We start from the raw sequence: 13,872 nt of genomic DNA on the forward strand, positions 1-13,872 counted from the left end.
GGCGGCAATGTCCAGTCACAAAGCCCTGCTCTCCCAAACATTGGAGGTCACTGTGGCAAGGGGCTGGCTACCACAGTGTTGATCTGTGTTGTCAGGCAGCAAAAGCATCCCTCAGCAAACCCGGCTCGATTCAGGGGCGGCAATGCCCAGTCACAAAACCCTGCCCTCCCAAACACTGGAGGTCACTGTGGGAGGGGGCTTGCTCCCGATGGCGGTGGGTCAGTCGGCAAACGCATCCCTGAGGAAACCGGGGGCGATGTAGCGTTGGTAGTGCGCTTCGGACAGGATGAAAAACTCCCGGTCGATGGCGTCGCGCAGTTCCGGCAATGCCCAGTCGCGAAACTCCGGCAGCAGCACCATGCCGTAGGCTTCCAGGTTGGAAATCACCCGCGCGCCGCGCGCGATCAATTGGTACGCCCAGCAGTACTCGGACTGGTGCGGCACGAAGCGGATCTTGCGTTGCTCCAGTTGCCCGCGCAGGGTTTTGGGGTCGAAGACCTCCAGTTTACCGGCCATCACCTGCACCAACAGCTGCTCAAGCCGGAGCCAGACCGCGCGTTTCTCCTCTTCGTTATAACCATTCCACAGGATGACCTCGTGGTGAAACCGCTTGCAGCCGCGGCACACAAGATCGCCGTAAACCGTGGAGCACAGGCCGACGCAGGGCGTTTTGATGGTGTGGTTGGACATGGGCAATGACACGCAAATCAGCGAAACAGTGCGCCATGTTAGCCCTTTGTCTAAGGTTGATCACCCAGCAAACTTGGTTAGGCAACTTACCTTTAAATTTTTTTTGCCGTAGAATCATCCGGCCTTGTAAGGCGCCAATAATCCGCTGGAAGCTGTTTTCAAAGCGTCACGAGCACAGTCGTTCCTTCAGAACGGTGTTGGCGCGGGCATGACCCGGTAGGTCAAACCCGCGCCAACCCTCATCAGCACCGTTCTGCAGGCGTAAAACTTTGAAAGCAGCTTCTGTGAGAAATGCCGGCAGCGCTGGCTTTGCGGCCCAAAAAGCCCCCGAGCGCACGCGTGCCGATCATTTCTGGATGAGCGTCCCGTGGGACCACTGATGAGGGTAATAACTGTGCTTGAAGCCTACCGCAAACATATCGAAGAGCGTGCAGCACTGGGTATCGTTCCCCAGCCGCTTAACGCCGAACAAACCGCAGGCCTGGTCGAGCTGCTGAAAAATCCCCCGGCTGGCGAAGAAGAATTCCTCGTTGACCTGATCACCAACCGCATTCCACCAGGCGTTGACGAAGCTGCCTACGTCAAGGCCGGTTTCCTGTCTGCCCTGGCCAAGGGCGAAGCCACTTCCCCCCTGATCGACAAAAAACGCGCTGTTGAACTGCTCGGCACCATGCAAGGCGGCTACAACATCGTTACGTTGGTCGAGCTGCTGGACGACGCTACGCTTGCGCCTGTCGCTGCCGCCCAACTCAAGCACACCCTGCTGATGTTCGATGCGTTCCACGACGTGGCTGAGAAAGCCAAGAACGGCAACCCGCACGCCAAAGCCGTGATCCAGTCCTGGGCTGACGGCGAGTGGTTCAAGAACCGCCCAACCCTGGCCGACAAGATCAGCCTGCGCGTGTTCAAGGTCACCGGCGAAACCAACACCGACGACCTCTCCCCTGCGCCTGATGCCTGGTCCCGCCCGGACATCCCGCTGCACGCCCTGGCCATGTTGAAAATGGCCCGTGAAGGCATCGTGCCGGACGAGCAAGGCAAAACTGGCCCGATGACGCAGATCGAAGAGATGCGCGGCCAGGGTTTCCCGATTGCCTACGTCGGTGACGTGGTCGGTACCGGTTCGTCGCGCAAGTCGGCAACCAACTCGGTGCTGTGGTTCTTCGGCGACGACGTGCCTTACGTGCCGAACAAGCGCGCCGGTGGCTTCTGCTTCGGCAGCAAGATCGCTCCAATCTTCTACAACACCATGGAAGATGCTGGCGCACTGCCAATCGAATTCGACGTCACCAACATGAACATGGGCGACGTGATCGACCTGTACCCGCATGCTGGCAAAGTCTGCAAGCACGGCACCGATGAAGTGCTGACCACCTTCGAAATGAAGACCCCGGTGCTGTTGGACGAAGTCCGCGCCGGCGGCCGTATCCCGCTGATCATCGGCCGTGGCCTGACTGAAAAAGCGCGTACCGAGCTGGGCCTGCCACCTTCGACCCTGTTCAAACTGCCGGAAGCGCCGGCTGAAAGCGACAAGGGCTTTACCCTGGCGCAGAAAATGGTCGGCCGCGCGTGCGGCCTCGAAGAAGGCAAAGGCGTTCGTCCTGGCACCTACTGCGAACCGAAAATGACCACCGTGGGCTCGCAGGACACCACCGGTCCGATGACCCGTGATGAACTGAAAGACCTGGCGTGCCTGGGCTTCTCGACCGACCTGGTGATGCAGTCTTTCTGCCACACCGCGGCCTATCCAAAGCCGATCGACGTGACCACCCACCACACGCTGCCTGACTTCATCATGACCCGTGGCGGCGTATCGCTGCGTCCGGGCGACGGCATCATCCACAGCTGGTTGAACCGCATGCTGCTGCCGGACACCGTCGGCACCGGTGGTGACTCGCACACCCGTTTCCCGATGGGCATCTCGTTCCCGGCCGGCTCCGGTCTGGTCGCGTTCGCCGCAGCCACTGGCGTCATGCCACTGGACATGCCGGAATCGATCCTGGTGCGCTTCAAAGGCAAAATGCAACCTGGCATCACCCTGCGTGACCTGGTGCACGCCATCCCTTACTACGCGATTCAGGCTGGCCTGCTGACCGTGGAGAAAAAGGGCAAGAAGAACGCCTTCTCCGGCCGCATCCTTGAAATCGAAGGCCTGAACGACCTGACGCTGGAACAAGCGTTTGAGCTGTCCGACGCCTCGGCCGAACGTTCGGCTGCCGGTTGCACCATCAAGCTGTCGAAAGCCTCCGTCACCGAGTACCTGAACTCCAACATCACCCTGCTGCGCTGGATGATCGGCGAAGGCTACGGCGATGCACGTACCCTGGAACGTCGCGCCCAAGCGATGGAAGCCTGGGTTGCCAACCCGGAGCTGATGGAAGCCGATGCCGACGCGGAATACGCCGAAATCATCGAGATCGACCTGGCTGAAATCAACGAGCCAATCCTCTGCGCACCGAACGACCCGGACGATGCCCGTCTGTTGTCCAGCGTTGCCGGCGAGAAGATCGACGAAGTGTTCATCGGCTCGTGCATGACCAACATCGGTCACTTCCGCGCTGCCGGCAAGTTGCTGGAGCAGGTCAAGGGCAAGCTGCCAACGCGTCTGTGGCTGTCGCCGCCGACCAAGATGGACGCTCACCAACTGACCGAAGAAGGCTACTACGGCATCTACGGCAAGGCTGGCGCGCGTATGGAAATGCCGGGCTGCTCGCTGTGCATGGGTAACCAGGCACGCGTAGAGCCGAACTCGACCGTGGTGTCGACGTCGACGCGTAACTTCCCGAACCGTCTGGGTGATGGCGCGAACGTCTACCTGGCTTCGGCTGAGCTGGCGGCGGTCGCCTCCACGCTGGGTCGCCTGCCGACCGTCGAAGAGTACATGGGTTACGCAGCGAAACTGGACACTATGGCCAGTGACGTCTATCGCTACCTGAACTTCGACCAGATCGCCGAGTTCCGTAAAATCGCAGCAAGCGCCAACATTCCGGTGATTCAAGCCTAAGCTGTGTTGATGTAACAAATGAGAGGGGGCTTGCTCCCGATTGCAGTGGGTCAGTCAATAGCTTCAGTGACTGATTCACCGCTATCGGGAGCAAGCCCCCTCTCACGTTGGCTCAAGCAATAAACGAATACACCAGTGCAGTAATCGCCACCAACCCCACCGCCGTCACGAACACGTTCGACGCCTGCCCACGGTACTTGGCCATCGCCGGCACCTTGCGGATCGCGTACATCGGCATCAAGAACAAAATCGACGCGATAATCGGACCGCCCATGGTTTCGATCATCCCCAGAATGCTCGGGTTCAACGTCGCCACAGCCCAGCACACCACCAGCATAAACGCAGCCGTCATGCGGTCCAGCACCTTGGCGGCCGGACGTCGACCCGTCTTCAACACCAACCCTTTAAGACCCTCACTGGCGCCGATGTAATGGCCCAGGAACGACTTGGCAATCGCCACAAACGCAATCAACGGCGCGGCAAACGCAATGGTCGGGTTATCAAAATGGTTGGCCAGGTACGACAGGATCGACAGGTTCTGCGCTTTCGCTTCAGCCAACTGCGCCGGCGACAGGGTCAGCACGCAGCTGAACACGAAGAACAGCACCATCACCACCATCAGCAAGTGCGCACGCGACAGAATCTGCGAGCTGCGCTCATCGGCATGCGCGCCGTACTGGCGCTTCTGGTCCACCGCAAACGCGGAAATGATCGGTGAGTGGTTGAACGAGAACACCATCACCGGAATCGCCAGCCACAGCGTGCTGAGCAACGCTGAGGGCGCCGGCACTTCAGTTGCGGTGCTGAGGATGCCGCCGTTCCAGTGCGGGATCAGGTACACCGCCAAAAACAGCAACGCGACGATAAACGGATACACCATCAGGCTCATGGCCTTGACGATCACTTGCTCACCGCAGCGCACCACGCCAGCAGGCCGAGGATCAGCACAAACGCCAGGATCGCGCGAGGCGGCGGCATGATGTGCAGTTGGTGTTCCATGAAGCTGCCGACGGTGTTGGTCAGCGCCACGCTGTAGATCAGCAGGATCGGGAAGATCGCGAAAAAGTACAGCAAGGTGATCAGTGCACCGGCCGTGAGCCCGAAGTGTTCTTCAACCACGTCGGTAATGTCGGAGCCTTCACGGCCGGACAGTACGAAACGGGTCAGCCCGCGGTGGGCAAAGAAGGTCATCGGGAATGCCAGCAGCGCCAGGATCACCAGCGGCCAGAAGCCTCCCAGGCCCGCGTTGATGGGTAAAAACAAAGTGCCGGCGCCAATGGCGGTGCCGAACAAGCCGAGCATCCAGGTGGTGTCCTGGCGGCTCCAGCGTGTGAGGGTTGCAGGTGTCGTTGCATAGCGTTCGTCGACGCTATTGGCATGATCATTCATCCGGTCGGATCTCCGCATTTCCACAGCCGGGACGAGTCAGAAAAACCTGACAGGCAGCGCCCCGACCGTAACAGGGGCGCGATTGTCCGGGATTATCGTGAGTATGCAAAGACTTAGCTGAGGAATGGTGCTGCGGTGCAACCTCTCAACGGCGGCTATAAACCACGCGTTTCATGGATTTTTCGCCCTCTGCCAGCAGTTTTTCAGGGTATTTTGAGGCGGTTCAACTCAAGAACTCCAGACCCCGCTGATTGATCACCGGCACGCTCTCCAGCAAGTAACGCCTGAAGTTCGCCAGTGTCGCATTGCTGTTGCTGCGCTTCGGCCACACCAGGTAATAGCTGTCGCCGGTGCTGACGGCTTTGTTAAAGGGCAGCACCAACGCGCCCTTCACCAGCTCATCACCCACCAGCGTCAGGTCGCCCATGGACACGCCACGGCCTTGAATGGCGGCTGATATGCCCAGCTCCAACGTGTCGAAAATTTTGCCTTTCTGCCACGAAACGGCGGCGATCATGCCCACGCGTTCCAACCAGCACTGCCAGTCACGCCGGTCTCGGGACGGGTGGATCAACCCGGCGGAGAACACATCTTGCGCACTCAAGTTACGCTGTTCGAGCAAGCCGGGTGAACAGACAGGGATCAGCCACTCATCAAACAGTTTAATCGACTCAAGGTCGCTGGAAAATCGCCCATTGCCTAACAGCACAGCGCAATCGAACGGTTCTATATCGAAGTTGACAAAGTCTACGTCCATCCATTCGCTGGACAACTGAACCTGCTCTTCAGTGTCCAACGTGTTGAACGTATCAAGTACCTGTAACAACCAGCGCATGGTCAAGGTAGAGGGCGCCTTGACGCGCAGTATTTTCTCCTTGCGGCTGATAGTCGTGCAGGCTTGTTCAATCAATCGAAAACCAATCTTGAGTTCCTGCGCCAACAACTTTCCGGCCTGGGTCAAATAGATTCTTGGCCCTCTGCGTTCGAACAGCGCGCAGCCAAAATGCTCTTCAAGGGTTTTCACGTGGCGGCTGACGGCACTTTGAGTAATAAAAAGATGATCAGCAGCCAATGTGAATGAACTGAAACGTGCCGCCAGCTCAAAAGCACGCAGTGCATACAGCGGCGGCAGGCGGCGTGGCGTGTGATCTAGAGCATCATGACTCATACTCATCCTTACCCATCCTTTTTTTCTGCTTTTAAAGGCAGCGAATTTGCCAAATACTTAGCGGCATAAATAAGACTTATAAAAATCGGAAAGCGGATCAGCCCTATTTCGACTACTTAATTTGTGTATCGGACGCTTATTCCTCTGCAGCCCTTACTCTAGTTAACACATAGCAGACTCCTTAAAATGCCCGATTTCGATCATATTCTGTCCCGCAGCATCACTCACACAAAACTCGACGAACCCCTTCAGTCGGCCCTCTTAAATTTTCGGTTATTTGGTAATAAAAAAGGTTACCTGCACCTCGAAAACTTACCCATTGGTGATATTCCGCCCACGCCCATGGACCGTGCCACGCTGCAAAAAAATTGCACAATAAGCGAACATACAATTCTTAAAGCAACGGCTGTACTGGGTGATCCGATCGGCTATATACAAGAGTCGAACGGCGACATTATCAACAACTTTTTTCCGCAAAAAAAACACTCCAAAGACACTAACTCAGACAGCTATGACTGTGAGCTGGAGTTGCACACCGAAAACGCATTTCATACTGTTTCACCTGATTATCTGGTGCTCTTGTGCCTGCGCCAGGATCCGGCTGCCGAGGCAGCAACCTTTATCAGTTCCATCGACCGTATTCGCGACCACCTTACGCCTGACGACATCCGCTATTTCCTCGAAGAAAAATACAATTTCCTTTCGGACTATTGCATCACAGAAAAAAACTGTCGCATTGACATCAACCAAAAACAAACCGTTCTCTACGGTGATCCTGACGCTCCGTTCTTTCGCTTCGACCCTCAGTTCATGGTCGCGCGGAGCAAATCCGCGCAAATGAAGTTGGAGGTGTTGCGCAAGGCCGCCTGGCAAGTGGCGGAGCCCGTGCACATGAAGGCCGGCGACCTGCTGATTATCGACAACCGTAAAACCGCCCATGCACGCAGTGCCTTTTCGGCCAATCTGGATGGCAATGATCGCTGGATGCAGCGCACCTTCGCTGTGACCGGCTACCGCCACTACGCGCAAAAATTCGGAAAAAACCAACGCGTACTTGATCTGGTAACCAGCCGATGAACTCGTTGCACCTGACCTTTGCCCTCGCCGTATTTTTCCTGATTGCCTCTCCTGGTCCGGTGGTGGCATTGGTCATCTCCGACGCCAAGCATGCCTGGCCTGCAGCCACTATCACGGGGGGTGTGGTGTCCGCCCAATTATTGCTGCTGATGACCCTGACACTCATCTACACCGCGCTGGACGTCAGCCCGGTTCTGCTTGATTGGGGCCAATTGGTCGGCGGCCTCTACTTGGCCTGGTTGGGCATAACCGCCCTGCTGCGTAAGGCCGACGGACCTGCAAGCATTCAATACAGTCAACGGCACTTTTTCTGGCGAGCCCTTAAAGTCGGTTTGTCGAACCCCAAAGACATTCTGTTTTTCCTGGCTTTCCTGCCCGGCTTCATCGAACCCGGCGGTAGCTTCCTCCAGCAGGGCCTGATACTGGCAGTGATCTGGGGCGTCATCGATGCCTCAATATTACTGGCCTACGGTGCGGTCTCCCGACAACTGTTGCCCTATAACGACGTGCAAAAAATCATGGCCAAGGCACCGGGTATTTTTCTGCTTGCGATTGGCCTGTTGTCGATTTACATGGGCACCGAAAAACTGCTGGCCGTGAAAAACGTACAACTTATTTTTAACTAGTCGTTCGCACTGATCTGTGGCTCGTGCCAATCAAACTCACCTAACCGTTCCCCCTTTCAACCCTGAAACATCCGGTGAAAATGATGAACTCACAAACGTTGTTCCCGCGTATCGGTAAGGTCATCGCCAATACAGGCAAACGTAACTTCTCGCGACTGTTGCACGATTTAATACTGACCAAATTGCCCGTGGACGCTACGCACATTACTCAACTTCGGGTAAAGAGCAGCGCGCTGTCGTCCGAGGGGGCGAACGATGCCAGTGTTGAGTGGGTAAGTCCGGCCTGCATGGATTCATTGATCGGGTCCAACTTCATGAAAACTCCGCCATTGCTCGTTGACGCTGATGAGCGCGCCATTCATCGCCGCCTCACCGACTTCTCGTCCGATGTGCCTGACCGTCGCCCGGTAGAGTTCAATTCCCAGTTGCACCTGACCTCGCGTAAAGACGAATACTGCTACATTATTTCGGTTTATCGCGAACAACAGGCGAACGATTTCTCCGCACAAGAGCAGCTAATGCTTAAGGATTTCTCGTCCCTGCTGCTGCCGTTGGTAGAGAAACACATTAATGCGATAAGTCCACAGACGCGGATCAATAAAAATCTTCCGGCTGACCTGCTTGTCCCGGAAAACCGGGACATCCATACCCTCAGGCAACGCTTTGAAGACCGCCTGGCGCAATCGGGCCTGCACCTGTCCACGCGTGAAAAACAAATCTGCACAGGCCTTCTGTCGGGGCGCACTGCACCCGAGCTGGCTGAAGCGCTTTCGCTGAAGGTCAATACCGTCGAGAGTTACCTCAAGCGCGCGGTGATAAAAATGGGCATCAGTGGTCGGCATTCACTGATTCGCTGGATGCACGCGGCACCCGGCACTCCTTCACTGATGACGGCCTCAGCGCAACCTGATCGCCGCGTTCACTGAAATAAAGCCCGTTTCGTTTACACCTGACAATGAGGCAGAACGTGCTCGCGTATGCCTCATTACCCTGCGGCTGATTTTGCATCAGCAACACTAAGCGATCGTTGACCCGCTTTTTATATTCAAACTTTCATGCGTATGGCCTGGCAGCGGTCATATTTATCAGCCGTTAAAAAAAAACGCCTAAAGACATAGATTTCAGGGACATCCCACGCCTGAATACATGGCGATCAAGACCTCCTTCCTACACACTTTAAAACACGCGTAAACGTTGGCCCTGCGGCTTAACTACCGGCTAATTAACACGCTGGCCGGTTATGCGTTTACACGCTCCCGTGGTTTTGTTTCATCAACTATCCAGCGCTGTTCTTTCCCACAGCCGATGAGTGCATGAATATGGAAGAGTTAAGTTATCTGAAAAAAATCGAGTCGAATGCGCGCAGCTATGCGGCGACATTCCAACGGCTGTTCGTCAGCGGCAAAGGCGTGTGGGTCAAGGATGCCCAGGGCAAGGAATACCTCGACTGCCTGGCCAACGCCGGCACCCTGGCGCTGGGGCACAACCCGCCCGCGGTGAAAGCCGCCGTAATGGACTTTCTCGGCAGCGACCAACTGCAACAAGCCCTGGACCTGGCCACACCGGCCAAGCATGCGTTTGTGCAGGAACTGTTCTCCCAACTGCCGGCCAACATGCGCGACTCGAGCAAAATCCTGTTCTGCGGCCCAAGTGGTTCGGACGCCGTCGAAGCTGCAATAAAGCTCGCCCGGCATTACACCAAGCGCTCAACACTGATGGCCTTTCATGGCGGTTACCATGGCATGACGGCCGGCGCGTTGTCGGCGATGGGTAACCTCGGCCCCAAAAGCATCAATAACGTCACCACGCAGAACACCCACTTCCTGCCGTTCCCTTATCGCTTCCGCTGCCCTTTCGGCACCGACGGCAAGCAAACCGACCAACTCTCGATTGATTACATTCGCACCGTGCTGTCGGACCCGGAAGGCGGCGTCACGCGCCCGGCCGCAGTGCTCGTCGAAGTGGTGCAGGGTGAAGGCGGTTGCATTCCGGCCTCGGCCCAATGGCTGCGCGGGCTGCGAGAAATTACCCGCGAGCTGGACATTGTGCTGATCGTTGATGAGGTGCAGACCGGCCTGGGCCGTACCGGTAGCACCTTTGCCATCGAGCACGCGGGCATCACGCCCGACATTCTGGTGCTGTCCAAGGCGATTGGCGGCGGTTACCCGCTGTCGGTGATTGTCTACGCCGAGCACCTCGACACTTGGGGGCCGGGCATGCATGCCGGCACGTTCCGCGGTAATCAGATCGCCATGGTCGCCGGTCGCGCGACCATGCGGCATATCCAGCAACACCAACTGGTTGAGCACGCTGCCGAGCGCGGCGAACAATTGAGCAATGGTTTGCGCGACATTGCCCTGCGTTATGAGCAGATCGGCGACGTACGTGGTCGCGGCCTGATGCTGGGTGTCGAGATCACCAAGCCGGGCGCCGAGGACCGACCGGGCCAAGGCGACGGTGCGCTGGCCCGGGCGATCAAGCTCAATTGCTTCGACAATGGCCTGATTATCGAAACCGGTGGCCGCCACAGCTCGGTCTTGCGCTTCCTGCCTGCGCTGACCATCAGCGCAGCCGAGGTCGGCAGCGTACTTGAACGTTTTGAAGATGCGATCAGCGCGGCAACTGAAAACCGCCTGCACGTCGTCGGCCAATCGGCCTGAGCCAACGCCACAAAAAAGCCCGCCACCGGTCACGGTTGGCGGGCTTTTTTACGCCGCCTCAGTCGCGGGCAAGCGCTTCAATCGGGTCCAGCCGCGCCGCATTACGTGCCGGCACAAATCCGAAGATAATGCCGATCAGGCTTGAACACACAAACGCGGTAATAATAGACTCCAGCGAAAACACCATCTGCCATTCCTTGATCAGCAGCGAAAACACAAAGCCGATACCGAATGACAATGAAATACCGATAACCCCGCCGATCAGGCAGACCATCACCGCCTCCACCAAAAACTGTTGGCGAATATCTGACTGACGTGCGCCCACGGCCATGCGGATACCAATTTCGCGGGTGCGTTCGGTCACCGATACCAGCATGATATTCATCACGCCGATGCCGCCCACCACCAGCGAAATCAACGCGATCAGCGACAGCAGCAAGGCCAGCGACTGGCTGGTTTTCTGCACGGTTTGCATAATGCTGTCGAGGTTGTAGGTGAAGAAGTCCTTGGTGCCGTGGCGCTGCTCCATCAGTTTGACCACGTTGTCTTCCACCACCTTGCTCGGCTGGCCGTCCTTGATGCGCACGGTGATGCTGTCCAGGTAACGCTGGCCCAACAGCCGGCCCGCCGCGGTTTCGTAAGGCACCCACACATTCAGCGCCTTGCTGGTGTTGAAGATGTTTTTGTTGTCTGCCGCCACGCCAATCACCGTGCAGGGCAAGTTACCCACCAGGATTATTTGGCCGAGGGCGTCAACGTTCGGCCCGAACAAACGGTTACGCGTGTTGTGATCGATCACAACCACCTGCGCCTGGCGGGTGTCGTCATCCTGGCTGAAGGTGATGCCTTCGGCCAACTTGATCCCGCGCACCTGGAACGAGCTCGCGCTGACCCCGTTGACCGTCGCGTCGACGTCGATATTGCCAAAGCGCAGCAACAGGTTGCGCCCGGCGTTGGGGGTGGCGCTGTCGATGTAATGCAATTGGCTCAGCGCCGTGACATCCGCCAACACCAGCGTTTCGATGGCCGAGGCATGGCTGTCGCCAAAATCGGTGCCGGGGTAAATGTCGATGGTGTTACTGCCAATCGCCTGAATGTCACTCAGCACGTAGCGCTTGGCGCCCTCGCCAATCGCCACGATCGACACCACCGAGGTGATGCCGATGACAATACCGAGCATGGTCAACAACGTGCGCATGCGGTGTGAAATCAACGCGACCCACGCCATCACAAACGCTTCCTTGAACAAGCCCAGGCTCGCCACCAGGCGGCGACCGGGTTTGGCCTTGGTCGCGGCGGCGTCGGGGGCTGCCAGCTCCACGCCGACGCGCTCATTGACACGGTCACTGAGCACCTCACCGTCACGCATTTCAATAATGCGCTCGGCGTTCGCGGCCACCTTGGGATCGTGGGTCACGATGATCACGGTGTGGCCGGCCGCGTGCAGCTCCAAGAGGATATTCATCACCTCTTTGCCACTGGCGGTGTCGAGGGCGCCGGTCGGTTCATCGGCCAGAATCACTTGCCCGCCATTCATCAACGCGCGCGCAATACTCACGCGTTGCTGTTGCCCGCCAGACAACTGGCTGGGGCGGTTGGCCAAGTGCGTCGCCAGCCCGAGCCGCGCCAGCAGTTCCTTGGCGCGGCTGTGGCGCTGGCCCTCGGGCACGCCTGCGTAGATCGCCGGCATCTCGACGTTGTGCATGGCGCTCAGGTGCGGCAGCAAGTGGTAGCGCTGGAAGATGAACCCGAAGTGGTCACGGCGCAGCTCTGCCAGTTCCTGGTCGCCCAAGTCGCGGGTTTCGCGGCCGCTGATGGTGTAACTGCCGTCGGTGGCGTAATCCAGGCAGCCAAGAATGTTCATCAGGGTCGACTTGCCGGACCCCGACGCGCCGGTGATGGCCACCATTTCCCCGGCGTTGATGGTCAGGTTGACATCCTTGAGGGCCATAAAGGCTTTTTCGCCCGCGATAAAACTACGGCTGATGCCTTTGAGCTCCAACAGTGCTTGGGTCATGATCAGATCCCCGCCACGGCCGGCGTCGGATCACCGATCACCACCTTGTCACCTTCAGCCAGGCCGTCGTTGATCTGCGCCTTGACGTTGTTGTTGATGCCCACTTTAACGTTGCGGTCCTGCGCGTGGCCGGTCTCGTCGAGCACACGCACCACGTAGGAGCCGTCGGTATTGCGTTTGCCGAGTGCGGCCACCGGCACCAACAACACATCCTTGGCGGTATCGCGCACGATGCGCACTTGGGCGGTCATCGAAATACGCAGGCGGTGGTCCGGGTTGGGTACATCGAACAAGGCGTTGTAGAACACCGCCGTGTTGGTTTTGGGCGTACCCGCCGCCTGCGTGTCGAGGTAGTTCTGCGGCGCCGGTTCAGTGCCGCGCAGTTTGGCGTAATAACGCTTGTTGGCTTCGCCAAGAATGGTGAAGTACACCTCTTGGCCCGGCTGGATGTGGATCACGTCCGCTTCCGATACCTGAGCCTTGACGGTCATGGTGTCCAGGTCCGCCAGTTTGAGCAGCACCGGTGCCAATTGCTCGGCGATCACAGTCTGGCCTTCCTGGGTAACGATGCCCACTACGTCGCCATCGATCGGCGCAATAATGCGCGTGTAGCCGAGGTTGACCTTGGCGGTGTCGATCTGGATGCGTGCATTTTTCAGCTGGGCATCCAACGCGACCAGGTTGGCGTTTTGCACCAGGTAATTGGATTCAGCGGTTTCGAAATCCTGCTTGGAAATCGCCGCATCCGATTGCAGTTTGCTGTAGCGCTCCCACACCGATTTGGTCTGCGCCAGTTGCGCCGACGTGGCCTTGCGCTGCGCCTCCAGGTTTTCTTCGCTGACTTGGGCCTGACGCAAGGTGTTCTGCAGCACCAGTGGGTCGATTTCCGCCAGCCACTGGCCCTTCTTGACCTTATCGCCGAGCTTGACCTTCAGTGACTTCAATTGGCCCGAGACTTGCGCGCCCACGTCAACCTGCTTGACCCCTTGCAGAATCCCGGTGGCCAGCACCGAGTTTTCAATCTCGCCACGTTCCACCTTGGCGGTCAGGTACTGCGGCGGCTCAGCCGGCGCTTGCACGGAGTAGATAATCAGCCCTGCCACAACAACCAGACCCAGGCCCCAGACAATCTTGCGAAACTTTGGCTTTTCCATAGATGACCACTAATACGTTGAAAGGTAGACCCGGCCAATCGCCGGGCTGCGCACTAAGCTGCGTGACGGTTCGCTTCAGATAAGGGC

9 protein-coding genes and 1 pseudogene are annotated in these 13,872 nt (G+C 57.8%); 5 read left to right on the forward strand and 5 right to left on the reverse strand.

The features are described 5' to 3' along the window. Positions 1-219: 219 nt before the first annotated feature. Positions 220-690 (reverse strand): DUF1289 domain-containing protein, encoded by a 471-nt coding sequence (locus F0169_RS25610; RefSeq protein WP_152747978.1) that lies wholly within the window; start codon positions 688-690, stop codon positions 220-222. 394 nt (positions 691-1,084) lie between these two features. Here F0169_RS25610 and acnB point away from each other — a divergent pair, with 394 nt between their 5' ends. Further along, positions 1,085-3,694: a bifunctional aconitate hydratase 2/2-methylisocitrate dehydratase gene (gene acnB, locus F0169_RS25615; protein WP_058411210.1), complete on the forward strand. Its 2,610-nt coding sequence runs from the start codon at positions 1,085-1,087 to the stop codon at positions 3,692-3,694. Positions 3,695-3,806: 112 nt separating this feature from the next. Here the strand turns inward: acnB and F0169_RS25620 are convergent. Both F0169_RS25620 and F0169_RS25625 read right to left on the reverse strand, forming a co-directional pair. Then, positions 3,807-5,083: pseudogene (locus F0169_RS25620) on the reverse strand (serine/threonine transporter). A gap of 223 nt (positions 5,084-5,306) precedes the next feature. Next, positions 5,307-6,257, reverse strand: coding sequence for a LysR substrate-binding domain-containing protein (locus F0169_RS25625; RefSeq protein ID WP_241678239.1), 951 nt, complete (start codon positions 6,255-6,257; stop codon positions 5,307-5,309). Positions 6,258-6,437: 180 nt separating this feature from the next. On the opposite strand from F0169_RS25625, the gene F0169_RS25630 reads away from it, so the two are divergent. From F0169_RS25630 to F0169_RS25645, 4 genes are all read left to right on the forward strand, one after another. Next, a complete protein-coding gene (locus F0169_RS25630) occupies positions 6,438-7,328 on the forward strand; it encodes a TauD/TfdA family dioxygenase (protein ID WP_152747980.1) in 891 nt (296 codons plus the stop codon). After that, positions 7,325-7,954 (forward strand): LysE family translocator, encoded by a 630-nt coding sequence (locus F0169_RS25635; RefSeq protein WP_058411214.1) that lies wholly within the window; start codon positions 7,325-7,327, stop codon positions 7,952-7,954. Before F0169_RS25630 ends, F0169_RS25635 begins: the two co-directional genes overlap by 4 nt. 83 nt (positions 7,955-8,037) lie before the next feature. Further along, positions 8,038-8,880, forward strand: coding sequence for a helix-turn-helix transcriptional regulator (locus tag F0169_RS25640; RefSeq protein WP_241679180.1), 843 nt, complete (start codon positions 8,038-8,040; stop codon positions 8,878-8,880). Positions 8,881-9,273: 393 nt separating this feature from the next. Next, complete coding sequence (locus tag F0169_RS25645) at positions 9,274-10,614, forward strand: diaminobutyrate--2-oxoglutarate transaminase family protein (protein WP_152747981.1); 1,341 nt, start codon at positions 9,274-9,276, stop codon at positions 10,612-10,614. Between the two features lie 58 nt (positions 10,615-10,672). On the opposite strand, the gene F0169_RS25650 is transcribed toward F0169_RS25645, so the two are convergent. Together F0169_RS25650 and macA are read right to left on the reverse strand one after the other, a co-directional pair. Continuing rightward, positions 10,673-12,631 carry a MacB family efflux pump subunit gene (locus tag F0169_RS25650; protein ID WP_152747982.1) on the reverse strand — a complete coding sequence of 653 codons (1,959 nt, stop codon included), beginning with the start codon at positions 12,629-12,631 and terminating at the stop codon, positions 10,673-10,675. A 2-nt stretch (positions 12,632-12,633) separates the two neighbouring features. Next, positions 12,634-13,785, reverse strand: coding sequence for a macrolide transporter subunit MacA (gene macA / locus F0169_RS25655; RefSeq protein WP_058411217.1), 1,152 nt, complete (start codon positions 13,783-13,785; stop codon positions 12,634-12,636). Positions 13,786-13,872 lie beyond the last annotated feature (87 nt).

Source organism: Pseudomonas kitaguniensis (genome assembly GCF_009296165.1).
Taxonomy (GTDB): Bacteria; Pseudomonadota; Gammaproteobacteria; order Pseudomonadales; family Pseudomonadaceae; genus Aquipseudomonas; species Aquipseudomonas kitaguniensis.